This is a genomic window from Arthrobacter sp. Sr24 (genome assembly GCF_054511175.1).
This window is the reverse complement of sequence record NZ_JBTNDB010000003.1, coordinates 117,792-142,530: the sequence shown is the minus strand read 5'-3', so window position 1 is coordinate 142,530 and position 24,739 is coordinate 117,792. Positions and strand designations below refer to the sequence as shown.

Below are 24,739 nucleotides of genomic sequence, written 5' to 3'. Positions count from 1 at the left end.
TACCGCACGAACCCGATGCCGGTGGAATACTCCATCACCACCTGAACCACCTGAACCGCCTGAAACGCCTGAACGATGCCAGGGAATTGCGCCATGGCGTGGATAAGAATCCCCACGGAATGAATTTCCGTGGGGTGCCACGAGCAAGGAGAACTAGGAGGAGGGGGAATTCCGTTGGAACCGGCGAGGCTCGCGCGGTGACGTAGATCGACTATGTCCGTCGTCCATGTGCGGCTCACCTCCAACATTTCAAGGCCCCTCTAAGGGCGTATGTACAGCCCTCACAGCGGATTGACGCAGAATCCGGGCCTCATTGTAATCCTAGGTCACCAGCCCAATGTTCAACGAATCAAGGGTTCAGCTGATAGCCCGACCCATTGCATTCTCAGCCCGGAGACCCTAAGAATGGACTATGACGGTCACCCTGAGGTCTCTCGAAACAGCGGTTCCACCCACCATCCTTATCCAAGAACAGGCACGCGATGTCTTTGCCGCCCAGCCCGGCCTCACCCGGCTGGGGCAGCGGCTGGTGCGGACATGCTTCGATTCGGCGGCGATTGATACCCGCCACACGGCTGTTGAGGAAATGAGCTTAGACTTCCGGGGCCCTGATCCCCTGTTTTACGACGGCGAATCCGGCCTGTTGCTGAACCCGACCACCAAAGAACGCAACGATCTCTTTGCCACGGCTGCAACCGCACTTTTCATCGAGTCCGCAAGCAAAGCCGTAGCTGCCTGCGATGGCGTGGCTGCAGCAGATATCACGCACGTCATCACCGTCTCGTGCACCGGTTTTTTCAACCCAGGGCCCGACTACAAGATTGTCCGTGCCCTCGGCCTGAACCCATCGGTGCAGCGCTATCATCTGGGTTTCATGGGATGCTATGCCGCTTTCCCGGCGCTGCGGGCAGCTAAATCTTTCTGCGAGGCTGATCCCAATGCGGTGGTATTGGTGGTGAGTGTGGAACTGTGTTCGCTGCACGTGCGCACTTCCAACAATCCAGACACCATTATGGGCTCCTCCCTCTTTGCCGACGGAGCAGCTGCTGCAGTGATTTCGGCGAGGGATTTGCCCGCTGGTGCAATGGCCCTTGAACTAGACTACTTTGAAACGGTCCTGACGCCCGTGGGTGAGGATTCCATGGCTTGGAACATTGGCGATCACGGCTTTGAAATGGTGCTGGACAGCTACGTTCCCAAGATCATCGACGAACACATTGTGGGTGCTTTGGAACCCTTGCTAGCCTCAGCTCCAGAACTCCAGGGACTGCCTTATTCCGATATCCGCCACTGGGCCATTCACCCTGGCGGACGCAGCATTTTGGATAAAGTACAGAACAAGTTGCAGCTCAGCGACGAGCAGCTCATCCCAGCGCGGGACACCTTGCGGAACTTTGGCAATATGAGCAGCGCAACTGTCATGTTCGTGCTCAAACACATCTTGGAACAGCCGGCAGAATCGGAGCGTGAGAGCATCTGCGCCATGGCTTTTGGTCCTGGTCTCACGGTGGAAACCGGGCTGTTCACCAAGGTCTCCGCGGCGGTCTCGGCTGCGTCATCCGCGGATGCTGAAGCTGCTTCGTTTGCCGAGGCAACTGAACCTACTTCGTTTGCCGAGCCTGTTCTGCTTGGAACTGACAGCCATGCCTAAACACCCGATTCAGGCCAGTACGGGGCGGTTAAAGAACGGCCAGATGTACCCCAACGGCCACCAATTCTTAGCAGTTCGCGACGAGCACGCCATTGAGGAGATGGATAAGGCCGATTGTGATCTGGCCACCTTGGAGCGTACCTACGCCCAGTTTCCACTGATCAATAGCGTGGTCGCTCGGTGGCACGGCGTCTACAGACAACGCATCCGCCCGCTGCTCTCATCAACACGCAGCAACACCCTCTTAGACATTGGCTGCGGCGGCGGAGATATCCCCGCGGCCCTAGCCAAGTGGGCAGCACGCGACCACCTGTCCCTGACGATCACAGCTATCGATCCCGATCCCCGGGCCATCACCTATGCCCGGACCCACTTCGCCGGCTCTGGCGTTCAGTTTCGTCAAGCCCACAGTACCGAGCTGGTCTCAGAGGGCGCCGTGTTCGACGTGGTCATTTCCAACCACATGCTGCACCATCTAACTCCATCAGAATTGAAGCTCCTCCTCGCGGATTCTGCGGCGTTGGCCGAGTATTTGGTGGTGCATAGCGACATTGCTCGCAGCCGCCTGGGCTACGCACTATTCGCTGTTGGGACGCTGCCACTTATCAAGGGATCGTTCATCCGGCGTGATGGCTTGACCTCCATTCGCCGCAGCTACACGCCCGCCGAGTTGCGCGCCAATCTGCCCGCTGGGTGGAGAGTTGAGTCCGCGCGGCCGTACCGGAATCTGTTGCTCTACACACCCGGAGAGCGGCATGTTTGACGTTGCTGTGGTCGGCGCCGGGCCCGTGGGATTGTTCCTCGGCGCACTCCTGCTCCAAGAGGGCCTCACCGTGCGGATCCTGGAACAACGCACTGGCCCGAGCACACGGTCCCGCGCCATTGGCATCCACCCACCAGCGCTGGCGGCCCTGGAGCAGGTGGGTGTCGCCGCTGACATGGTGGCCGAAGGCGTGCAGATCGGCCTGGGCATCGCCCGCAGCGCCGGCGCCGAAGTGGCACGGTTGTCCTTCGCGAATCTCCCCGGCCAGTACCCCTTTGTGCTGGCCCTCCCCCAAACACGAACCGAAGCGCTTTTGGAGGCGCGAGTTCGCGCTCTCGATCCAGCAGCCTTGGTGCGCGGCTTTTGCGTCAATTCCATGCACGACGCCGGAACTTTCGTGACGCTGTCCGGCTCGGCTTCCGCTTCTGGTTCCGCTTCTGGTTCCGAGGGGGCATCTTCTACTCATATCCAGGCCCGGCTGGTGGTAGGTGCCGACGGGGCCCGATCCGCCGTTCGCAGATTGGCCGGGATTCCTACGAGTGGACGCGACTACCCCGACACGTATTTGATGGGCGATTTTCCAGACACCGGAACGGATGGTTCAACTGCTGTTCTGTATTTGGAACCGGGTGGAATTCTCGAGTCATTTCCACTGCCGGGCGGTCTGCGCCGCTGGGTGGCACATACGGATTCTGTGCAAGATGCCGCCACTGCCGCTGACCTGGTCCGCCTTGTCAATGAACGCAGCGGAGTATCGCTAGATGCCGGCGCCAACAGCATGCTCAGTGCCTTTGCTGTCCGCACCCGGGTGGCCCGGCAGATGGTTGCCGGAAGAGTCGCTTTGGTGGGCGACGCCGCGCATGAGATTAGCCCCATTGGCGGGCAAGGCATGAATCTGGGCTGGCTGGATGCCGCAGATGTGGCTCCCCTAATGGTGGCGGCCCTCCGCGGCCAGCAAACAGGGCAACGGCTGCTCACCTTTGAGAAAAAACGACTCAGGGCCGCCCGCACTGCGGCACGCCAAGCGCAACTGAATATGATGCTGGGACGCAAGGCCCCGGCGTCGTACCTTCACAAGCGCAACGCGGTGCTGGGCACCATGGTGGGCCTAGACGCCGTCCACAACCTTGTGGCCAGGCGCTTCACCATGCACAGCATCCGTTGATTCCAGGGCCGATCGAGCGGCGGGCCGCCCCGTGGCCTTGACTACGGCAACAGCCACCGCCGTGGTGACCGGGATGGCCAGAACCAGGCCGATGGAGCCGACCAGAATACGGACAATTTCCTCGGCGAGCTCCGATCCGGTGAGGGCCAGGAGGAGTTCTTGGTCGAACAGCGAGACCATGAGGAGCACCGGAATGGCGCTTCCGGCGTAGGCAAAGGCGATGGTGTAGACCGTGGAGGCGATGTGGTCGCGGCCAATGCGCATGGCCGAGGTGAACAATTCGCGGGTGCTGGTGTTGGGGGCGAGTTCGTAGAGTTCCCAGACGGCGGAGGATTGCGTGATGGTGACGTCGTTGAGTACGCCGAGGCCGGAAATCACCAGTCCGCACAAGATCATGCCGGAGAGGGACATGCCCTGGGTCATGTTCAGGAGCTGATAGCCGTATTCGCCTGAGTGACCCGCCAAGGCTGCGGCATCCACCGCCCACCAGGCCAATCCGGCGGTGACGCCGAGCCCGAACAGGGTGCCCAATAGAGCTGTGGAGGTTCGGGCTGAGAAACCGTGGGCAAAATACAGCACCCCAAACATGATGGCCGAAGATCCCACCAGCGCCACCAACATGGGTGGCTGGCCCTGTGCAAGCGCTGGCAAAATGAACCAGGACAACAAGCCGAAGGCACCCGCGAGGCCGACCATGGCCCGGAATCCGCGCCATCGTGCCACTGCTACCACCACCACCGCGTACAGCACTGCCAGCAAGCCCATGGGGAAGGTCCGGACGAAGTCCATAAACACGTACTGGGGGCCGTTGGCTTCGACGCCAGTGACCGCGGCTAATCCGGAAAGGTCCAGGTAGCGGATGGTGTCGCCAACGTGGACGCCGCGCGTTTGGACGATGTCGGGGCTGATGAGGACCGGCACTTCTGCTTGGCTCTCCCCTGCAGTGAAGGCCACAAAGCAGCTGGTCCCCGCGCTACCGCCGGTGTTCAGGGAGCAGTCTTCTGTGGCTGTGCGCAGCACTTTTCCGGAGTCGATACTGGCGCCAGGCGCTGCCGCATAGGGGTTGCCAGCCTGATTGGGACCACTACCGGCGGTGTCCGCACTGGGCCACATGAGCGCCATAGCCACAATGGTCAATACCGCTAGAGGCACCAGAATCCAGCTCAACAGCACCATGGCCCGGCGCCGCATGGCCCGTAGACGCCGCAACTCCGGCCGGCTCAAAGTCGAATCATCAACGTGCGAATGTGAATGGCCCATGGGCTGTGTTCAGTCCTTGTGGTTGAGTCTGGCAGTGCGTGCGGGCTGGGGTGCGGGCTGGTTGTACGGTTGCTGGTACCGGAGGCGGGCTGGGCTCCCTCACGGCCAGTAAGATTTCCGCGGTCGCTGGGCGACCTTGAAAATCCATCCCCGCTCCGGGAGTCCAGCCCGCCTCCTTGGCCAGTCCGCCGCGCTGAAAGCCGCTGCGGGTGACCGGAGAAAACGCGAGGCGGCAGACGGCGGGTCCAGAAAGCGAGCACGGATTTTTTCGGCGACGTAGGAGCCCTAAAAAATCTTTCTGCGAGCGGTGGACCCGGCGTCTGCCGCCGGTCAAACGGTTACTCTCCGAGCACCAGAGTTTCGGTACCGCGAACCTTGGCTGCTCCCACGGCGATCATGGGATTGACCACGGCGGAAAGTGCTTCCATGGAATCGTCCAATTCCAGGAGTACCGGGTACTGGTGAGTGATGAGCGCCAACAGGTCATAAACGGCCTGCACTGCTTCATCATTTCCCAGTGCGGGTTCAACGCCGAGGAACACCTCAGAGGCAGCCGCGGCAACCTCTTCGGAGGTCTCGATGCTGCCCTGCGAGTAGCTGAGCGCAAAAGCTTGGATCTTGCCCTTTTTACTCGGCGCTACCCCCGCACCGAAGGCGCTGGCAGGCTCGGCCCGCAGCACCAAGGCACCGTGGGCCCCGGTCAGATCATCCAAGAACATGCGCTGAACAAGTCCGGGGCTCAGCGGACCGGTGGGGTCCCACTGGTTGACGGACTCGTAGTAGCGGCCCACAATATCAGTCAATTCAACCGATCCCGTGGCCAGATCCTGCACGCGGGCAGTGGCTTCTTCTTCGCTACCCTCACCGAACATGGGCAGCTTCAGTGCGCCGGGGCCAACTTCCACAACCCTGTTGCGCTGGAGCACAGCCAGGCCCATCGTCTCTGCGAAAGCCGCGCCCGAGGTGCCGGGGGCAACTTTGGTGCGCAACGCCGTCGTGCTTACCAGGCCGGCGGCAAGCGCGCCATCAGCTTCGCGGCGCAACATGGTCAGCAAGGTGGCGCCAACGCCTGCGCGCCGGTGATCCTTGGCAACTTCCACGAAGACCCACAGGCGTGCCGGATGCAATTTCGTCGAATAAACGGTGCCGGCCGCAACCGGGATGCCTTGGTCTTCGGCGACGATGGTGCGTCTCCATGGACCGGAATCCGAGGCCGGTGCCAGCGCGGCACGGAATGCTCCAGCCGGGGCAGAATCGGCGTCTCCCCAGATTTCCAGAAGGGTCAGGTCATCGCCGTCGCGCCACGGCCGGTAGGAAAGTTCAGCCATTCCTAGGCACCCAGGAGGCGGGTGGCGAGGTACGCCTGGACCTGATCCAAGGGCACGCGCTCCTGGCTCATCGTGTCGCGTTCGCGGATGGTCACGGCGTTGTCTTCGAGGGTGTCGAAGTCGATCGTGATGCAGAACGGGGTGCCGATCTCATCCTGGCGACGGTAACGGCGGCCAATGGCACCGGCGTCGTCGAACTCAATGTTCCAGTGCTTGCGCAGCGTGTTGGCGAGTTCCTTGGCCTTGGGCGAAAGGTCCTCGTTGCGGCTCAGCGGCAGGACCGCGGCCTTGACCGGAGCCAACCGCGGATCCAGCTTCAAAACGGTGCGCTTGTCCACACCACCCTTGGCATTGGGTGCCTCGTCTTCGACGAATGCATCCACCAAGAACGCCATCATGGAACGGGTCAGACCAAAGGACGGCTCGATCACGTACGGGGTAAAACGCTCGCCCGTGGTCTGGTTGAAGTAGCTCAGATCGGTGCCGGAGCCCTTGGTGTGAGAGCTGAGATCGTAGTCGGTGCGGTTGGCGACACCCATGAGCTCGCCCCATTTGGAACCCTGGAAACCGAAGTTGTACTCAAAGTCGATGGTGCCGGCAGAGTAGTGGGCGCGCTCGTCTTCGGGGACGTCAAAGCGGCGCATGTTCTCCGGGTCGATGCCCAAATCAATGAACCAATCCCAGCACAGTTCAACCCATTCCTTGAACCACTTATCGGCGTCTTCGCCGGGAACAAAGAACTCGATTTCCATCTGCTCGAACTCACGCGTGCGGAAAATAAAGTTTCCTGGTGTGATCTCGTTGCGGAACGCCTTGCCGATCTGGCCGATGCCGAACGGGGGCTTCTTACGGCTAGTGGTCAGCACGTTGTTGAAGTTCACAAAGATGCCCTGAGCGGTTTCCGGGCGCATGTAAGCCAGGCCGGCCTCGCTATCCACGGGGCCCAGGAAGGTCTTCATCAGGCCGGAGAACAGCTGCGGTTCCGTGAACTGGCCCTTGGTGCCGCAATCGGGGCAGACGATCTCTTCCATGCCGTTTTCGGGATCGCGCTTCTTCTTCGCCACGAAAGCCTCGATGAGGTGGTCCTGACGGTGACGCTTGTGGCACTGGGTGCACTCGACGAGAGGGTCGGTGAAGGTGGCGACGTGCCCTGAAGCTTCCCAGACAGCCTTGGGCAAGATGATGGAGGAATCCAGTCCCACCATGTCTTCGCGGCCGCGGACAAATGACTGCCACCACACACGCTTGATGTTTTCCTTCAGCTCCACGCCGAGGGGGCCATAATCCCAGGCCGACCGTGAACCGCCGTAAATCTCACCGGCCTGGAACACAAAGCCGCGACGTTTCGCGAGTGAAATGACCTGGTCAAGCTTGGACTGAGGCGCCACTGTATTACTCCTATTACTTACGAGGCCGCTGGGTGCGGTCCGTCCCGCGCTCAACATTACCTGCGGTGGCCCCTTTGCGGGCAATTGTTCCCTCCATACGCTGAACTGGGGGCGAGTTCGGCGCATGCACTTCTATGCGCCCCGCCCGCGACCAGTTTGGTGCATATGCAATCCTCTGAAGCACGACGCCGGTCACTTGGCTTCTGCGTTTCCCTCCCCTGACGCTTCTGCTACTTTCTCAGCGTCCTTCGCTGTGGTGTGTCACCTCCTGCATCTGCGTCCCCGGGATCCCCAGGGCCTCAAAGTTAATAGAACATTTCTTCTAGAATCTATTGCGGTTACATTACGGTTAGTATATTCTGAAGGTATGAGTATTCGGGAGCCTTTCCCCGGGGACCGGGGCGCTGAAGTCATACAGGATATGGCTTCAATCCTCGATGCAATTGCTCGTCTTTCTATTGAACCCTTTGGGTCTGACAGTCCAGAGCTTGCTGGGCTTCCTGAACGTCCGTCGTATCCGGTTCCGGATCCGCTACCCATAACTCAGCTCTTCATGGCGCAATGCGCATACAACTCGGGACTGGACGTTCTTGGGTTTTTCAAAGTTATTGAAAGTGCCGTTGCGGGGTCTAAAGCGCGGTGGGTGGCACGAGTATCCGGAGCAGCCGCAGTTGAGGCGCAATTACTCACTCTCCATCCTTGGCAAAATGGGATCTCGTCGTCCTCGGCTACGACCGAAATAGCCATGCGGCTGGGAATTCCTGAACCCACGGCAGCTGCGTTGGAGCATCACAGCACGGCTCTGGTGCAGGAGCGGCCAGATGTGTTGGAAGCCTTGGATGCAGGGGGCATCTCATGGCGCCACGCCACGATCATCAACGATGAACTCCACACACTTCAAGAAACCACTAGCACCACCGTCGAAGATACAGCAGCACTTCAGGCCCACCTGCTGAAACTTTCCGAAAACACCACCGCGGCCTCTTTCGCTGGGAAAGCTAGGCGTGCGCGGGAGAGAATGCACCCTGAAACCATCACGACCCGGACCAAGGAAGCCTTTACCAAGCGCTACCTCAAGTGCGAGCCTGGCAAAGACGGGATGTCGTGGCTGACACTGCATCTACCCACCGTGAGTGCATCCGCCATCTTCACCCGCTGCACTCGGCTGTCCCGCAGTATCAAGGCTGACGCCAATGCCGCCCAGCATGCCGCGGACATAGAAGGCTCCGGCAAGGATTGCCGAGAATATAGAACTCTTCAGCAGCTCCGGGCCGACGTTGCCTCCATCCTGCTGCTGGGCCAAGATCTCCCCACGAATATCTTCGGCGGTAATGACGCCACCGCTGACAGTGGCACGGCAGAGCGCGGGAGTGCTGAACCACATGGCCCAGATGGGCCAGGCGGCCCAGATGGCAATGACTCCGGGGACAAAAACGACTCTCAACGTCACACCCAGCACGAGTCTCAACAATCTGGAGAAGCTGGCCATGCCACCAGGGAACATGCCAGCACGGAAGCGGGCACAGAGATCCCAGCTACCAGCGGCAACGTCGCCGAGGATCCTCCAAGGACAAACGAGTTCGAGAAGTCTCCCCACGGCGCACTTGATGACAACCCATTTGCAGCCACAGCTCACGGTTCTGGCCCCGCTAACAACGGACGCGCCACCGCTGGGCTCACTTCACCAGACTTCCCCCAAACGAACGGGACAGCCCTGCCTCGGCCCGAAAAATTGGCCGAGCTAGTAGGATCGCTTGACCCGCAATGGCGCGGAGACGGGTCCGGACTAGTGGGTTGGATCGTGGATGGGATTTCCGAGGATCCCGAGGGCGAATACCTCCAGCAACTCAATGACTTGGCACAATCGAAGACCATGGCTGATCCTCCAATGCCAGAGGCCCTCATTATGGTGACGGTTCCATTCTTGGGGTTACTGGGTCTGACCGATGAGCCGGCAGAGCTAGTCGGACGGGACGGCGGGCCAGTCCCGGACGTAGTCGCTCAGAAACTACTGAAGAACTCCAACTCGTTCCTTCGGATATTGACCGACCCCATCACCGGTGAAGCTTTACCGCTGGAACCGCAGCGGTACACTCTCCGAGCTGCGGAGAAAGCTGTTCTACAGGCTCTGACGGGCGGCTGTTACGTGCCGAATTGCCCGAACCCAGTCATGGATACAGAATTGGACCATTTGCGGGCTTTTGAGTTTGGCGGACCATCAACCTGGGCGAATTTACGGGGTGCGTGCAAACGACATCATTTGATGAAGCACTTCAAAGATGACAAAGATCGGAACGGCCGGCGACGCAGCATCGACGAACCAGAAAGAAACCAACTCAAGCTGCGAGGATGGACTCCCCAACTCACCGAGGACGGTCGGGTCGGCTGGATCATGCCCAGTGGCAAGTATCAGGCTCCCCAGAACCGTGATCGGCAACGGCCGCAGTACCCGAAATGGCTCAAGAAGCTGATCAATGGATCCATCAAGGGCACCAAAGAGACTCGGGAATGACTCCCATGGGACATCTGGCGTAATTCCTAGGAAGCTGCATGATTGGCGCTTTCCTCGACCCTGGACTAACTCCTCAAAACAATGCAGGCAGGGCTACCGAATTCCACCCTCTGTACCGGTTCGGTTCCGGGCAAGCCCTGCTCATCCAGATCAAAAACAGCAATGTGGTCCGAATGCTGGTTGGCCACATAAAGTTTCTTGACGTTGGACTCGGAAGAAGACAGTGCGAAGTGCCGTGGCCACTGTCCGCCACTGGGCACTTGGTGCAGAAACTTTGGAGCACTGGCAATGCTCCGCACACTCTGATCGTTCGGCAGGCCTGTCACGTCCAACACCACTACAGTGTTAGGTCCCCGAACCGCCGCATAGAGCAATGTGCCGTCGGCCGATAGCTCAATATGGGAGGGGAAGAATTCCTCTGCCTCGGTGATTTCCTGTGCAGTTTCAGCCAACGGAACCTTGAATAGCCAGCGCCAGAAATGATCACCAGACGCCAGCGCGTCCCCGGACCTTGCCACCAGAGCCCGTTGCAAAACGTGCACATGGCCATCTAGTTCACCAGCCACTATCAAGTACTGGTCCTTGATGGCTATATGACGGGGGCCCGTTCCGGGCGGTAGTTCCGCTGACCCGATCCGGATGTGCGAGTCTGCGGAATATTCATCAACCCTGTCGGCCCCTAAATCAGAGACCAGAACGGTCCCCCACATCGTGGCCGTTGCCTGGTGAGCATGGGACTCACCTTGGCGATCGGGTACGGGGCCACTTCCCGGATGATAAAGGATCACGGGTTCTACCGGAGCTGCCTCCGCTACCAAGTTGGCCCCAGCACCCATAATCCCTGCGGCGGAAAGCACTCCTGCCGTTCCCGAAGAGTAATTGGCAACCCAGACCGAATCATCCACAACCGCTACGTGACAGCTATCAGCACCTCCGCTGGAAGCTCTGCCTACCACTTCAAGTGACTGCGGATCCAGGGCCACCACGTTGCCGTTTTTCAGCTCTTCAACAGCGAACAGGACTTCTCCGGCGTCGGCCATAAAGGATGGATTTGTGACGGCTATGCTGTGGGCAAGCTGTTCCCCCACTGCGCCGTCGGCCAACAGCTCAAAACGGACTACCCCCGGTCCGGCACCATAGCCTTCACGGGTATAACCGCTGACAAACAGTGCGGGGGTGGTGGGCATGGCTGGTTCTCCTCATCAGTGGCTGCCAATCTCTTTGACTGCCATTCCTTATTACAAAGTCCTCGGTCCACGTTATCGTGCTCACAGTTCAAAAACCGTTGCATGACTGCGTGACACAAGGTACTGTGCAATGCATGGTACCCAATGAGGCAGTCAGCACTAACCTCCGAAAAGGGGTTCTGGAACACTGCGTTCTGGCTATGATCGGCGATGGGGAAATGTACGGGCTGGACATTGCCAATGGACTCCAACGGCGTGGCCTGCTCACCAGCGAAGGAACGCTGTACCCTCTGCTGGCGCGGCTGCGGCGCAACGGATTAGTGGAGACTAGCTGGCGTGAATCCACCCAAGGCGCACCGCGGCGATACTACTCACTCACGGCCGCTGGAGCTGATTCGCTTGCCGTCTTTGCAAGTATTTGGACAACCTTCAGCGCCGCAGTTACCGAAACGATCTCATCTTCAACCGGGAGAACGCCATGAAACGCACCGTCGAGGCTCCTGAAGTTCGCAACTATCTTGCCGCCTTGGAAGCTAGGCTGGCCCATCTGCCCGCCGATCAGTCTGACGAAATTCTCTTCGGCGTCCGCGAGCACATCACCGAAGCCCTGGCCCGAGGAGAGCAATCGGTCACTGAGGTATTGACTTCGCTGGGCAGTCCGGATGACGTACTCGCCGAGCCGACAGGCGCCGGCTACCCAGCCATAGCGCCCAATTCAGCACCAGCACTCGGTTCAGCACCAGCGCCGGCAGGACTGCCAGCACCGTTAAGAAGCCCGGGCCACCGTAATTCGACGCCGTGGGTGGTGTTGACAGCTGCACTTCTGCCGTTCGGCGGGTTCCTTTGGGGCTTTGGCTGGCTGCTAGGAGTCGCCGGGCTGTGGATGGGCACCCGCTGGAAAGTGTGGGAAAAAATTGTTGGCACCTTGCTTTTCCCGGTGGAATTCTGGGCGTGCTCTACTCTCTGAGCTGGGGTGCCTGGGAAAGCGACAGCAGCCCCGTTGAAGTTACGACCGACACCGGAGCGGGCGAGCCTGTCCTTCCCGGCATCCCCTTGAGTGGAACATTGCTGGCTATGACCATTCCCCTCGTGGTCGCCATCTATCTGTTGGTCGTGGGGCTAATCCGCCGACCACGTCAGCAATAACCCGGCACTGTAAATCACTCAACTCAGGATGCGGCACAATTAACACCATGAGTGCACACGAGATCATTGACATCCCCATCCGAGACGACATGATCCGCCTAGGCCAGCTGCTCAAGCTTGCCAGCCTGGTCGAGGACGGCGTTGAAGCCACCGAACTCATCAAGAACGGCCTCGTTAAGGTCAACGGTGAGATCGATGACCGCCGCGGCCGCCAGCTCCACCCCGGCGACACCGTCACGGTCAACGGTGAAACCGTTCGCATCGCCACCGGCGGTTAATGTCTAACCACAGCGAACGCTGCTGCGCCGAGCGAACGCGACGGCGGCACCCAGCTCGGGTGCCGCCGTCGTACTTTAAACGCTGTGTCTACTTCAGCTAGCTACTTAAGGACCTTGTACTGCAGGAACTCGCCCACGTGCGCGATTTCCTGCGCATTGATACCGTGCAAAATGCCCGTGTAGAGAACCTTGGTGAGCTTGGCGTGGCCATGCATCCACGTGTTCGTGGCCTCGATGGCCGCCTGCGGAATGACCGGATCAGCCTGATCACGACCCCAGAAAATCTCCGGCTTCACGGCAGCCACAGCGGCGTCATCGAAGTACGGATCACCATCGGCGTCCACCACGAAACCTGACAGGCCCACCACGGCAGCGTAATCGGCCGGTCGGTGGCGCAGCAGCGACGTAGCCATGCACATGCCCTGCGAGAAACCCAGCAAACTCACAGACGTGTGATTCTCACGGACACTGTCAATCCAATGTTCGACGGCGGCTGCGGACTCGGTCACGGTCGTCACCGAGTAGCCCAGATCGTTGCGCAACGGGAACCAGGAATAGCCCGGACCTGCCTGTAACGGCGCGCGGACCGAGGCCACTGTGAACTCTGCAGGGAGCTGCGCTGCCAGGGAAAACAGGTCAGCCTCATCGGCGCCATAGCCGTGGAAAATAACCAAAAGAGGAGTTCCGGCGCGCTCATTTTCTTCACGTGACCAAAGGACTGTGGGGGTTGTATTCATGACTCCATCTTTCCACGGCGGGTGCGTCACCCAAAAAGGCCGTCCACGAGACAGACTCGTAAACAGGTAGCGAAAATGACATGTTACCGGGCAGTATGGAGAGGTGAATGAATCAACGCTTGCCCACCCTTGGACCCGCTACGTTGCTTTGGGCGACTCCTTTACCGAAGGAATCGGCGATCCAGAGCCCTCCAGCCCAGGCGGCTACCGCGGGTGGGCCGACCGCGTGGCAGAGGAATTAAGCCACGGTACCGACGACTTCAAATACGCCAACTTGGCCATCCGGGGCCGTCTGCTGGGCCAAATCCTCTCCGAGCAAATAGACCCGGCGCTGGCCCTGAAACCGGACCTGATCAGTATCTCCGCTGGTGGCAATGATTTGATTCGCCCAGGCTCTGACCCTGATGCCTTGGCCGCACAACTCGATGCAGCCGTGGCCACCATGGCAGCGACCGGAGCGACCGTCTTGCTCTTCAACGGTCCTGACGTCCGTGACACCCCGGTGCTAGGAATCGTGCGCGGACGAATCGCCATCTTCAATGAGAACCTGCGCACCATCGCCGCCCGGCACGACGCCATTGTTGCCGATATGTGGTCGCTACACCAGCCCGCAGGAACACGAATGTGGGACGTGGACAGGCTTCATTTCTCCCCGCTGGGGCACCACACCATCGCCATGATGGCGCTCGATGCTCTGAATGTTAAACACTCGCTGGTCCCCCTCGAGCCCTCTCCTCTGCCGGCGCAAAAGTGGCAGGCTGCCCGGGCTGAGGATTTGGTCTGGGCTAGGGAGTTCTTGTTCCCCTGGGTGCTGCGGCGTTTGCGGCACCAGTCCTCCGGTGACGGGATCACCGCCAAACGCCCCACGCCAGGGCCTGTGTTCAATCAGGTGCTGGATTCTGAGTAGGTGGGATCCCGACGGCTTCTGACGGACCCGACGGCGTCCGAATGTACTCGGCACTTTGGTGTTTCGTTGCGCCACTCCGAGGCTTTTATGGCGGCGCTCTGATCTTTCGCGGCCTCGGGTTCCGTCGCAGTTTTCACGACTAGGATGGGGTTTGGCGCAGTGTGCAATTGCGTCCTATCAAGAAGAGGTGCATTGTGATGCTCATGTTCGAGCCACTAGCTACTAGCACTGTTGCCGAAACATCTAGCAGCAGCTTCAGCGCCCAACCGTTTTTGGTGCTGATCATCATTGGCGTGGTGCTTCTAACCTCCTTCATCAAGGCAGCAACGCGCAAGAAACGTGAACAGCGCGCCGACCCCTACACGCAGGCGAAACCATCGGCTCGGACCGGCATCGCCCACCAGCCCGACAATGTCCCCTACGTAGGAACACTCCTCAATGGTGTTCCCCTAGCTAACTACGACACCTCCCACGGCCACCAGACCACCGGATTCGCCAACGAGCGGATGCGCGCCGAGGCTGAGCTGAAGCGTCAGCTCGATGCGCTGGATGTTGCTCGTCGCAATAGCCAAGTGACCGCGGACCAGTACGCTGTGCACCGCGAAGCAATCTTCAAGAACTTCTAAACTCGATATCTCCTCAAACAGTGGATTGCTATTTCGCGAAAAAGGCGTCTTCCAAGAGCGCACCCACTGCGGCGACCTCTGTCAGAAAGCCGTCGTGCCCGATGCTCGAATCAATGATTCCCACCGCAACCTCACCGGGAAGTGCCGCTGCCAGCTCCTGCGACTGAGCCGGGAAATACAAGCGGTCGCTGTTCACCGCCGCAACTAGGAACTGGACCTTCTCTGTCACTACCAGCGCCTCAGTCAAGGTGCCGCGGCCACGCGTGACGTCGTGGCTCATGAGCGCCTCGGTGATCGCAATGTAACTATTGGCGTCGAAGCGACCCACCAATTTGCGCGCTTGGTGGTCCAGATAGCTTTCGATCGCGAACTGACCACCCGTGGCGGGTTCTAGGCGCACATGAGTGATGGTGCCGCCGTCGTCCTGTGCCTTTCGACCAAAGCGGTGACCCATATCAGCCTCAGAGCGGTAGGTGATGTGGGCAATGCGACGGGCCAGCCCCAGCCCGGTGGTGGGGGCGGCGCCGTCGTAATAATCCCCGCCAGCGAAGTCTGGGTCCTGCCGGATGGCCAGCACCTGAGCCTGGGCAAAGGCGATTTGTTCGGCAGTGCTGGCAGCGCAGGAAGCCACCACGGCGCAGCGCTGGACACGGTCAGGGTAAGTAACAGCCCATTCCAAGGCCCTCGCCCCGCCCATGGATCCGCCAATGACGGCATACCAGACGGTGACACCCAATTTCTCGGCTAGGAGCGCTTCTGCATGGACGGAGTCTCGGATGGTGATGAACGGAAAACGGGAACCATAAGGCTTGCCGTCGGCGGCAATGCTGGAGGGACCGGTGGTGCCATAGCAACCACCAATCATATTGGCGCAGACCACAAAGTACTTGTTGGTGTCGATGACCCCGCCGGGACCCACCAAGCCTTCCCACCAGCCATCTTCCTCGGAATCACCGCGGCTGACATGTGTGCTGCCGGTCAGGGCATGCTGGATCAGCACGGCGTTGTCGCCGGCTGCATTTAGCTTGCCCCAGCATTCAAAAGCCATGGTCACGGAAGGCAGCTCGCCCCCAGCTTCCAGCGGCAGTGCGCCGATCTCAATGGAGCGCAACACACCACCGCCCTGACCCACGGCTGCGCAGAAGTCCTCGCCGACGGGTTCAGCGGCAGCGGCTGAAAGCCCCAACATATCTTTATTCACCGCATCGTCCACTACTTTGTCCACCGCGTGTTCCATGGCATTAGGCCGATTTTGCGGCGCGGAATCCGGCTTCCAGATCGGCGATTATATCGGCGACGTTTTCCAAACCGACCGAGAGGCGAACCAGCCCGGGGCGCACACCGGCGGCAAGCTGCTGCTCGGGCGAGAGTTGAGCATGCGTGGTGGAAGCGGGGTGAATGACCAAGGAGCGGACATCACCTAAGTTGGCAACGTGCGAGTGCAGTTCCAAGCCATCAACAAAGCGCTTGCCAGCTTCGGCACCGCCCACAATGTCGAAGGCGATGATGGCACCGGTGCCGTTGGGGCTGTACTTGCGTCCGCGCTCGAACCAGGGGCTGGAGGGAATACCGGCATACGCGACGGCCTCAACGTTTTCATTGCTCTCGAGCCACTGTGCGACGGTGACGGCGTTGCTGACGTGGCGCTCGATGCGCAAGCTCAGCGTCTCGATGCCCTGAGCAATCAGGAACGCGTTGAACGGCGAGATGGCCGAGCCCAGATCACGCAGCAGCTGAACACGAGCCTTGAGGATGTAGGCCAAGTTGGCTCCGAGAGCACTGCCCACACCCAAATCACGGGCATACACCAGCCCGTTGTAGGTCTCATCCGGGGTGTTGAAGCCGGGGAACTTCTCCGGGTTAGCCGCGAAATCGAACTTGCCGCCATCCACAATGACGCCACCAATGGCGGTGCCGTGCCCACCGAGGTATTTGGTGGCCGAATGGATCACAATATCGGCACCCCATTCGAGGGGGCGGATCAAGTACGGGGTGGCCAAGGTGTTGTCCACAATCAACGGCACGCCAGCCTCGTGGGCAATAGCGCTGATGTTTTCCAGGTCCAACACGTCCTGGCGCGGGTTCGATACCGTCTCACCGAAAAAGGCTTTGGTGTTCGGGCGAACGGCTGCACGCCACTGATCCAGGTTATCGGGATCATCGACGAAAGTGACCTCAATGCCTAGCTTCTTCAGCGTGTGAGCCAGCAGGTTGAATGTGCCCCCATAAACACTAGGACTGGAAACGATGTGGTCGCCTGCTTCGGCGAGGTTCAAGATGGCAAAGGTGGTAGCTGCCTGACCGGAGGCGAGCAAGAGCGCGGCAACACCGCCTTCCAAACTTGCTACACGCTGCTCGACGGCGTCCGTGGTGGGGTTGCCAATACGGGTGTAGATCGGCTCTAGCTCAGCTAGGGCGAACCGTGCTGCTGCACTCTCGGCCGAAGGGAACACGAAGGATGTGGTCTGGTAGATCGGGAGTGCACGGGCGCCTGTGGTGGCGTCGGGCTCCTGACCTACATGGATCTGACGGGTTTCAAATGACCAACCGTTACTCATGGGTGGGTTCCTTCACACTAGTGGCCTACAGCAAAAGCCCTTCACCGCGCACTGCGGGAAGGGCCTTGAACAGATACGGCCCGCGCTTGCACCGGAACCGGATGGTTCGATGCCAGGTCTTCACCCGGGGCACCCCACCGCGGAAGGAGGGTTGCCGGTCAGCAAGCCGGGGCTATTCGCTGACACTCATGACCTAACTTCCAGTGTGGAAGATCCCCCGCGAACCCGCAACAATATGACGACTTTATGACTATTGGCGAACATCTGTTTGAAAACCCGCCAAAAAGATGCCAGAGGATGAATTAGTGAACGATGAGCGACTTTCACCCTCTTCTTTCGGTGGTGCCGGGCGCTACTTGCCCAACCCCGCACGCCGCAGCGCCTCGGCCATGGCTGTATTGGCCTGCGGCGCAGCACTTGTCCGCCCCTGCTGCGCACCCTTCTGATTCCCGCCAGGCTGAGCTGCGCGCTGCGGGCGCGAAGGTGATGGACGCCCGGAAGTGCGGGAGCCGACGTCGGACGTCCTAGTGGGCTCCTCGGCGGAACCTCTGGAACCGGAACCTCTGGAAGCAGCACCCTTGGAATTAGCGTGGGCCCCGACACCCACTTCATCGTCCAAGCGCAGCGTGAGTGAAATTCGTTTGCGTTCGGGCGCCACTTCCAGCACCTTCACGCGCACCACCTGGCCGGATTTAACCACCGTGTGCGGATCCGACACGAAGCTGTTGCTCATGGCCGAGACGTGCACCAGCCCGTCCTGATGCACACCGATGTCCACGAAGGCGCCGAACGCTGCCACATTTGAGACCGTGCCTTCCAAAATCATGCCGGGGCGCAGATCCGTGATCTTCTCGATGCCATCGGTGAACGTGGCGGTTTCAAAGCGCGGCCGCGGGTCACGCCCTGGCTTTTGCAGCTCGGCAATGATGTCCCTGACAGTGGGCAGACCGAACTCTCCCTCAATAAAATCGGCCGGATTCACCGAAGCCACGGCCCCCACTCCGCCGGCGATCTCATGCGCTCCAGCGCCGGCCGCGACGAGAATTTTGCGCGCTACTCCGTACGCTTCGGGGTGCACACTAGAGGCGTCCAGCGGCTCCGCTCCCCCGGTAATCCGCAGGAATCCAGCGCATTGTTCGAACGCCTTCGGGCCCAGCCGTGCCACCTTAAGCAGCTCGCGGCGCTTCTTGAAGGGGCCGTTCTCATTGCGGTGAGCCACAATGTTCTCACTCAAAAGAGGGCCGACGCCGGCCACCCTCGCCAAGAGTGCTGGCGAGGCCGTGTTCAGATCCACGCCCACCGCATTGACGCAGTCTTCCACCACGGCATCTAGGGAACGGTCCAGTTTGGCCGGGGTGAGATCGTGCTGGTATTGGCCAACGCCAATGGACTTGGGCTCAATTTTGACGAGCTCGGCCAGCGGGTCCTGCAGGCGGCGCGCAATCGAGACGGCACCGCGCAGAGAGACATCCATGCCGGGCAGTTCGGCGCTCGCCAACGCCGAGGCGGAATACACGGAAGCGCCGGCCTCGGAGACCACCAGCTTGGTGACCGAACGCTCAGGATTGAGCCGTTTGAGTTCAGCCACAAGTTCAGCAGCCAGCTTGTCGGTCTCGCGACTGGCCGTCCCGTTGCCAATGGCAATCAGCTCAACGTCATGCCGCTGGCTCAGTGAGACCAAGGTTGCCAGGGCTTCATTCCAGCGCTTTGCCGGTGCGTGCGGATAGATGGTCTCGGTAGCGGCAACCTTTCCCGTGCCGTCCACCACCGCTACTTTGGTGCCAGTGCGCAGCCCGGGATCCAGTCCCAGAGTGGAACGGTTTCCAGCCGGTGCGGCAAGGAGGACATCGCGCAGATTGGCGGCAAACACGCGAACAGATTCCTCTTCGGCGCTTTGGAACAACCGGACGCGCAAATCCACAGACAGCCGGGTCAGAATACGTGTGCGCCAGGCCAACCTGGCTCCGGTCATGAGCCACGTATCGGCAGCACGGCCGGATTCGGTAATACCCAAAGAGTGTCCAACAGCATTCTCATACACCGCACGGGCCTGAGCTGTTGCTTCCTTATCCCGGGGGTCAGCCTCGGCCAGATCCAGCGACAGCACGCCTTCCTTCTCGCCACGCAGCAAGGCCAAGACTCGGTGACTGGGCAGGGTGTGGGGTGGCTGAGCGAAGTCAAAGTAGTCCTTGAACTTCTCACCGTCATTGTCCTTGCCAGTTTTGACAGCGGAACGCAGGCGCCCAGTTTTCCATAGCCGTTCCCGCAATTCACCGACCAATGCCGCATCTTGGCCTGCACGTTCAATCAAGATGGCCCGGGCGCCAGCCAAGGCGTCGTCCGCTGTGGCAACGTCGCGCTCTGAACTGACGAAGGCGTCCGCCTCAGCGGCCGGGAACTTCGATGGATCGGCCAACAGTGCATCAAGCAAGGGCTCCAGTCCAGCCTCGCGAGCTGTATCAGCCTTGGTCTTCCGCGTGGATTTGTACGGTAGGTACAGATCTTCCAATTCCGATTTAGTGGCTGCAGCTTCCACCGAGCGGCGCAAGGAATCACTGAGCTTGCCGAGTCCGTGAATGGTTTCCAGCACCACCACACGCCTGGCTTCCAAGTCACGCAGGTACCGCAGACGTTCTTCGAGTTCGCGCAACTGGGTGTCGTCAAGGGTGCCGGTAACTTCTTTTCTGTACCGGGCAATAAAGGGGACACTGGCGCCGTCGTCCATCAGGCCAATAGCAGCACGGACCTGAGCCGGGCGCACACCCAGCTCAGCGGCAATGGCGGCGATAATGCGCTCGGCCTGGGCGGATGCGGTGGGCAGATTCAGGGGTACGGCTCTCTCATTCACCCTTCAATTCTGCCCCACAACAGACGCTTGCTGCGACCTGCCCACATCACACGTCCCATGTGCCTTAGGTAACACTAAGTCGAGAGCCTGATCACAAAGTGCCAAGATGAAGCTATGCGAATGGATCATGTTTCTTACGCCAGTGAATCAGATGGATTGGCTGCCACTTCGGAGCGAATCGCAACAGCCCTTGGGGTCAAGGCGGTCAAGGGCGGAGTGCATCCGCGCTTCGGTACCCGCAATATGATCATCCCCCTCACGGACCACCATTACCTTGAAATCGTGGAGTGCCTCAACCACCCGGCTTCCGACAAAGCTCCGTTCGGGCAAGCCGTGCAGGCCCGCTCCGCTGCCGGTGGCGGTTGGATGGGTTGGTGCGTTGCGGTAGACGATCTCGCCCCCTTCGAAGAGCGCCTCGGCAGAAGTGCGGTTCCCGGAAACCGCAAGTTCCCGGACGGGCAGGAGCTGATCTGGCAGCAGATCGGCATCAAGGGCCTGATCGCGGATCCGCAGGTCCCGTACATGCTCAAGTGGGAGGGCGATCCCACGCTGCACCCCTCACAAGCCCGCCCGTCCACGGTGCGCTTGTCCTCGCTAACCATTGCCGGCAGCGCTGAACGCGTCACCGAATGGTTGGGTGAGCCCGTGGAGGCACCGTTGAACGATGTGGCCGTGGAATGGGTCGCCCCGCGTGGTACCCCAGGCATCATGAGCGTCACCTTTGAAACAGCCAATGGCATGGTGACGATCTAGTTTTTGAGTTCAGGGGGTAGTTGTTACCTTTCGCCCACGGTCTGCCGGGGGGCGAAAGGTAACAACTACCCCCTCGTTTGCCGTTAAGCTCTCTTGCCGTTGTTTTTTGCCCCATAGGCGACTCAGCCACCGAAGCCCAGTGCCGGACCCAGCGTGAACGCCGCAATGTCTATCAGCGCGTGCGCCACCACGAGCGGCGCCACGCGGCCCCACTTCTTGTACACCCAGCCGAACAGCAACCCCATGGCGACGTTTCCAATGAACGGGCCGAACCCCTGATACAGGTGGTAGCTGCCGCGGAGTAGGGCCACCAGGACAATCGCCGTCCACGGGCCGAGCCCAATCTTCGCCAGCCGGCCCAGCAGGTAGCCATTGAGGATCACTTCCTCCAGAACGCCTGCCCGAATGGCCGACAGCACCAAGACCGGCACCGTCCACCAATACTGGTTCAAGGCGCTGGGAATGATCTCGGTGGTGATCCCCATGGCTCGCCCGGCCGCATACAGCCCCAGCGACGGCACCCCAATAACCACCAACAGACCCAGCGCACCCAGCCCGTCGCGCAGCGGATGCCGCCAATCCAGCCCTATGCTCCGAAATACGGATTTCCCGGGCTCAGCCAGCAGATAAAACACCAGCATCACCGGCACCAGCGCAAAGAAGATATCCAGGATTTGGTAGGTGAAATCAAAGAATTCACGATTATTGCGCACCGCGTTTAGCGTGGAAGTCCCCTGAGAAATGGGCGCTCGGCTCATCTTATCCAGCAGCGAAACCACCGAATACACGGCCGACTGACCGATCGAAACCCCCAACACCAGCAGCACTTCAGTGATCAGCCGCCGCCGGGACTTGGTCCCCCATCCTTGATGGTCGAGGCCTTGATGGTCGACGCCGGACCCCTCGCCGGCGGTTGTTGGCGCCGCGCCGGTGGTGACAGAGGCTGGGACGGAAACAACGCCGTCGTGCGTGGAGCTCGTGGAATGCGTGGAGCGCTGCGGAATAGCTGGCACAGATTCAGTCATACACGCAATCATGCCGCCCCTGGCGCGATTGTGCATGCGGGGTCGGTAAACTCGGGGAATGGGATCCCCTGAACAGATCATCATGGTGCGGCATGGACAGTCGGCCGCCAATGCTGACCAGACTATTTATAACCGAATTCCGGATTATCGGATCCCGCTGACGGCGCTCGGCGTTCTGCAGGCGAAGGCCGCCGGAGAAAAAGTGCGTCGGCAGCTCAATGGCAAGAAAGTGCGGGTCTACGTTTCCCCCTATCTGCGGGCCTACCAGACGCTGGAGGCCATGGATTTGGGCGATCTGGTCGAGTCCACCATGGAGGAACCGCGGCTGCGCGAGCAAGACTGGGCGAACTTCCAGAACCCGGCGGAGATCGCCGACCAAAAGGAATTACGCAACGCCTACGGACACTTTTTCTACCGGTTCAGAGAGGGCGAATCCGGCTCCGATGTGTATGACAGGGTTTCCTCGTTCATGGAGACCCTGCACCGCCAATGGGCCAAGCCCGACGCCGCACCCAATGCGCTGTTCGTGACGCACGGGCTGACCATGCGACTGTTTTGTATGCGCTGGTTCCACTGGTCGGTGGAGTACTTCGAATCGCTGAACAACCCGGAGAACGCCGAGACCCGGACTTTGATCAAGACCGGAGACCGCTACGTTTTGGACACCCCCTTCCTGCAGTGGACCCAGGCCGATCCCAGCACCACCGTCCTGGACGCCCCCGAACGCATCTGGTGATTCGTGCTCCCTAGGTTCTCCGGAGCGAACGCGCGATGCTTGGTGGGCCGGCCCTTATTTTCCGAGTGTTTATTGGGCTGGATCAGTCCCAGTGGTCCGTCCGCGGCTGGCAGCTCCCTCAGCTAGGAGTTCTTCGCCCAGAAGACGCTTCGGCACAGCCAAACCGACGCCGGCTGAGCCCGCATCCACCAGACCCGCACCGACTGAACCCACACCGACTAAACCCGCACCGACTGAACCCACACCGACCCGCCGACTAAACCCCCATCGACCCGTCACATAATGACGCTTAGAAATTTCTAAGCGTCATTATGTGTCGGGTCGATGCGCAGGGGCCGGCGCGGCGGCGGCACCGGCAACCCCGGCAACCCCGGCAACCCCAGCGCGTAACTACCGGTCAGGAACTAGACGCCGACGGGGACGCGGTCTTTTTGTGCGGGGGCGCCAGCGTCAGCAGCATCTGCACCACCACCGAAACCGTGGTCGTCCTCTTCCATATTGGCTTCATCGAAGGGATCACGCCCTGCTAGAACTTCGCGGGCCTTGTCCATATCCAGTTCGCGGGTCCATTTGCCAATCAGCAAGGTAGCCACAGCGTTACCGGTGAAGTTGGTGAGTGCGCGGCACTCGGACATGAACTTGTCGATGCCTACAATCACGCCCATACCGTCAAGCAGGACCGGCTTATGGGCGGCCAGACCAGCAGCCAGGGTTGCCAGGCCGGCACCGGTGACGCCGGCAGCGCCCTTGGAGGCAATGACCATGAAGATCAGCAAACCAATCTGCTCGCCAAGGTTCATCGGCAGGCCCATGGCGGTGGAGATGAACAGGGCACTCATGGTCAGGTAGATGGCGGTGCCGTCTAGGTTGAAGGAGTAACCGGTGGGAACAGTGATGCCCACAACGGGCTTAGAAACACCGGCATGTTCCATCTTCGCCATCAGGCGCGGCAGCGCAGATTCAGAGGAAGACGTCGCGAAGATCAGCAGGTATTCGCGGCCTAGGTAGCGCATCAGGGTGAAAATGTTCAGGCCGGTCACCAGACGCAGAATGGAACCCAAAATGACCACGATAAACAGTGCACACGTGAGGTAGAAGGCGCCCATGAGGATGGCCATGGAACCAATTGCGGCCCACCCCGTGGCACCTACTACGGCGGCGATAGCACCGAAGGCACCCACCGGAGCAAGCCACATGATCATGGTCATCAACTTGAACACAACCTTTTGAATGTGCTTGACACCAACCAGGACCGGCTCGCCAGCCTTGCCCAGGGACTGGACAGCAAACCCAACCATGAGCGCCAGCACCAATGTGGGCAGGACGGGAATGTCACCAGGGATCATTTCCATCAAGAACTTCACCGTGGAGTTCTCCTCGGCGCCGCCACCGGCCTTGTAGGGTTCAAGCTTCAATCCGGAGCCCGGGTGGATGATATTACCCACCAACAACCCAATGGCCAGCGCCACGGTGGACATGGTCATAAAGTACAGTAACGCCAGGCCACCCACCTTACCGACGGTGGCGGCCTTGGCAATGGATCCAACACCAATCACGAGGGTGCAGAAGATGATGGGAGCAATGACCATCTTGATCAGCGCGATGAACATGGTGCCCAGCGGCTTCAGCGACTTGCCCACTTCAGGAGCCAGCAGACCGATCGCTGCGCCGAACACCACAGCAGCTATGACAGCAATGTAGAGCCAGTGGGTCTTATCCAACCTGCGTTTTGCGGGTTTGGCCGCACTGAGTGTCCCTCGTCCTTGAGAGCTCATGATGACTCCTTGCTGTTGGTCTGTTGGCTTTGCTGGTGTGCTTTGCTGGTGTGCTCGGCTGGTGACTAGCATTGGTTAGTGGGCGTGCGATCCGCC

23 protein-coding genes and 1 riboswitch are annotated in these 24,739 nt (G+C 60.2%); of the genes, 12 read left to right on the top strand and 11 right to left on the bottom strand.

The features are described 5' to 3' along the window. The first annotated feature begins 412 nt into the window (after positions 1-412). The 3 genes from ACX80D_RS03620 to ACX80D_RS03610 are packed head-to-tail and all read left to right on the top strand — an operon-like array spanning position 413 to position 3,579. A complete protein-coding gene (locus ACX80D_RS03620; protein WP_459321264.1) occupies positions 413-1,651 on the top strand; it encodes a type III polyketide synthase in 1,239 nt (412 codons plus the stop codon). Continuing rightward, positions 1,644-2,414 carry a class I SAM-dependent methyltransferase gene (locus tag ACX80D_RS03615; RefSeq protein ID WP_459321263.1) on the top strand — a complete coding sequence of 257 codons (771 nt, stop codon included), beginning with the start codon at positions 1,644-1,646 and terminating at the stop codon, positions 2,412-2,414. Before ACX80D_RS03620 ends, ACX80D_RS03615 begins: the two co-directional genes overlap by 8 nt. Beyond that, a complete protein-coding gene (locus ACX80D_RS03610; RefSeq protein WP_459321262.1) occupies positions 2,407-3,579 on the top strand; it encodes an FAD-dependent oxidoreductase in 1,173 nt (390 codons plus the stop codon). The genes ACX80D_RS03615 and ACX80D_RS03610 overlap by 8 nt, the downstream gene beginning before the upstream one ends. Here the strand turns inward: ACX80D_RS03610 and ACX80D_RS03605 are convergent. From ACX80D_RS03605 to ACX80D_RS03595, 3 genes are all read right to left on the bottom strand, one after another. Continuing rightward, positions 3,523-4,839, bottom strand: a complete 1,317-nt coding sequence (locus ACX80D_RS03605) for a YibE/F family protein (RefSeq protein ID WP_459321261.1) — start codon at positions 4,837-4,839, stop codon at positions 3,523-3,525. The two genes, ACX80D_RS03610 and ACX80D_RS03605, sit on opposite strands and share 57 nt — an antisense overlap. 338 nt (positions 4,840-5,177) lie before the next feature. After that, complete coding sequence (locus ACX80D_RS03600; RefSeq protein ID WP_459321260.1) at positions 5,178-6,167, bottom strand: GNAT family N-acetyltransferase; 990 nt, start codon at positions 6,165-6,167, stop codon at positions 5,178-5,180. 2 nt (positions 6,168-6,169) lie between these two features. After that, the gene (locus ACX80D_RS03595) at positions 6,170-7,555 is read right to left on the bottom strand and encodes a glycine--tRNA ligase (protein WP_459321259.1); all 1,386 of its coding nucleotides are present in this window, start codon (positions 7,553-7,555) and stop codon (positions 6,170-6,172) included. Positions 7,556-8,198: 643 nt separating this feature from the next. Between ACX80D_RS03595 and ACX80D_RS03590 the strand changes: the two genes are divergently transcribed. After that, a complete protein-coding gene (locus tag ACX80D_RS03590; RefSeq protein WP_459321258.1) occupies positions 8,199-10,067 on the top strand; it encodes an HNH endonuclease signature motif containing protein in 1,869 nt (622 codons plus the stop codon). A gap of 65 nt (positions 10,068-10,132) precedes the next feature. Here ACX80D_RS03590 and ACX80D_RS03585 read toward each other — a convergent pair whose 3' ends face one another. Further along, positions 10,133-11,254, bottom strand: a complete 1,122-nt coding sequence (locus tag ACX80D_RS03585; protein ID WP_459321257.1) for a lactonase family protein — start codon at positions 11,252-11,254, stop codon at positions 10,133-10,135. A 134-nt stretch (positions 11,255-11,388) separates the two neighbouring features. Between ACX80D_RS03585 and ACX80D_RS03580 the strand changes: the two genes are divergently transcribed. Genes ACX80D_RS03580 through ACX80D_RS03565 form a run of 4 tightly spaced genes read left to right on the top strand, consistent with a single transcriptional unit; the run spans position 11,389 to position 12,678 of the window. Continuing rightward, positions 11,389-11,736, top strand: coding sequence for a PadR family transcriptional regulator (locus tag ACX80D_RS03580; RefSeq protein ID WP_459321256.1), 348 nt, complete (start codon positions 11,389-11,391; stop codon positions 11,734-11,736). Continuing rightward, complete coding sequence (locus tag ACX80D_RS03575; RefSeq protein WP_459321255.1) at positions 11,733-12,221, top strand: HAAS signaling domain-containing protein; 489 nt, start codon at positions 11,733-11,735, stop codon at positions 12,219-12,221. Before ACX80D_RS03580 ends, ACX80D_RS03575 begins: the two co-directional genes overlap by 4 nt. Continuing rightward, positions 12,206-12,400 (top strand): hypothetical protein, encoded by a 195-nt coding sequence (locus ACX80D_RS03570; RefSeq protein WP_459321254.1) that lies wholly within the window; start codon positions 12,206-12,208, stop codon positions 12,398-12,400. The genes ACX80D_RS03575 and ACX80D_RS03570 overlap by 16 nt, the downstream gene beginning before the upstream one ends. A gap of 47 nt (positions 12,401-12,447) precedes the next feature. Beyond that, complete coding sequence (locus ACX80D_RS03565) at positions 12,448-12,678, top strand: RNA-binding S4 domain-containing protein (protein ID WP_363878737.1); 231 nt, start codon at positions 12,448-12,450, stop codon at positions 12,676-12,678. A gap of 101 nt (positions 12,679-12,779) precedes the next feature. On the opposite strand, the gene ACX80D_RS03560 is transcribed toward ACX80D_RS03565, so the two are convergent. After that, a complete protein-coding gene (locus ACX80D_RS03560) occupies positions 12,780-13,415 on the bottom strand; it encodes an alpha/beta hydrolase (RefSeq protein WP_459321253.1) in 636 nt (211 codons plus the stop codon). A 103-nt stretch (positions 13,416-13,518) separates the two neighbouring features. On the opposite strand from ACX80D_RS03560, the gene ACX80D_RS03555 reads away from it, so the two are divergent. Beyond that, a complete protein-coding gene (locus ACX80D_RS03555; protein ID WP_459321252.1) occupies positions 13,519-14,322 on the top strand; it encodes an SGNH/GDSL hydrolase family protein in 804 nt (267 codons plus the stop codon). Positions 14,323-14,525: 203 nt separating this feature from the next. Then, positions 14,526-14,948, top strand: a complete 423-nt coding sequence (locus ACX80D_RS03550; protein ID WP_459321251.1) for a hypothetical protein — start codon at positions 14,526-14,528, stop codon at positions 14,946-14,948. Between the two features lie 28 nt (positions 14,949-14,976). On the opposite strand, the gene metX is transcribed toward ACX80D_RS03550, so the two are convergent. The 3 genes from metX to ACX80D_RS03535 form a co-directional block, all read right to left on the bottom strand. Beyond that, the gene (gene metX, locus ACX80D_RS03545; protein ID WP_459321341.1) at positions 14,977-16,137 is read right to left on the bottom strand and encodes a homoserine O-acetyltransferase MetX; all 1,161 of its coding nucleotides are present in this window, start codon (positions 16,135-16,137) and stop codon (positions 14,977-14,979) included. A 52-nt stretch (positions 16,138-16,189) separates the two neighbouring features. Then, on the bottom strand, positions 16,190-17,506 hold the full coding sequence (locus ACX80D_RS03540; RefSeq protein WP_459321250.1) for a bifunctional o-acetylhomoserine/o-acetylserine sulfhydrylase: 1,317 nt from the start codon (positions 17,504-17,506) through the stop codon (positions 16,190-16,192). Between the two features lie 77 nt (positions 17,507-17,583). Then, positions 17,584-17,700: riboswitch (SAM riboswitch) on the bottom strand. A gap of 158 nt (positions 17,701-17,858) precedes the next feature. After that, on the bottom strand, positions 17,859-20,354 hold the full coding sequence (locus tag ACX80D_RS03535) for a Tex family protein (protein WP_459321249.1): 2,496 nt from the start codon (positions 20,352-20,354) through the stop codon (positions 17,859-17,861). A gap of 114 nt (positions 20,355-20,468) precedes the next feature. Between ACX80D_RS03535 and ACX80D_RS03530 the strand changes: the two genes are divergently transcribed. After that, positions 20,469-21,107 carry a VOC family protein gene (locus ACX80D_RS03530; protein ID WP_459321248.1) on the top strand — a complete coding sequence of 213 codons (639 nt, stop codon included), beginning with the start codon at positions 20,469-20,471 and terminating at the stop codon, positions 21,105-21,107. Between the two features lie 122 nt (positions 21,108-21,229). Here the strand turns inward: ACX80D_RS03530 and ACX80D_RS03525 are convergent, their stop codons facing one another. Then, positions 21,230-22,132: a CPBP family intramembrane glutamic endopeptidase gene (locus ACX80D_RS03525; protein WP_459321247.1), complete on the bottom strand. Its 903-nt coding sequence runs from the start codon at positions 22,130-22,132 to the stop codon at positions 21,230-21,232. Positions 22,133-22,190: 58 nt separating this feature from the next. Between ACX80D_RS03525 and ACX80D_RS03520 the strand changes: the two genes are divergently transcribed. After that, a complete protein-coding gene (locus ACX80D_RS03520; protein WP_459321246.1) occupies positions 22,191-22,868 on the top strand; it encodes a phosphoglycerate mutase family protein in 678 nt (225 codons plus the stop codon). Positions 22,869-22,937: 69 nt separating this feature from the next. Here the strand turns inward: ACX80D_RS03520 and ACX80D_RS03515 are convergent, their stop codons facing one another. Both ACX80D_RS03515 and ACX80D_RS03510 read right to left on the bottom strand, forming a co-directional pair. Next, positions 22,938-23,147 carry a hypothetical protein gene (locus ACX80D_RS03515; RefSeq protein WP_459321245.1) on the bottom strand — a complete coding sequence of 70 codons (210 nt, stop codon included), beginning with the start codon at positions 23,145-23,147 and terminating at the stop codon, positions 22,938-22,940. A gap of 125 nt (positions 23,148-23,272) precedes the next feature. Then, complete coding sequence (locus ACX80D_RS03510) at positions 23,273-24,643, bottom strand: cation:dicarboxylate symporter family transporter (protein ID WP_459321244.1); 1,371 nt, start codon at positions 24,641-24,643, stop codon at positions 23,273-23,275. Between the last annotated feature and the right edge of the window lie 96 nt (positions 24,644-24,739).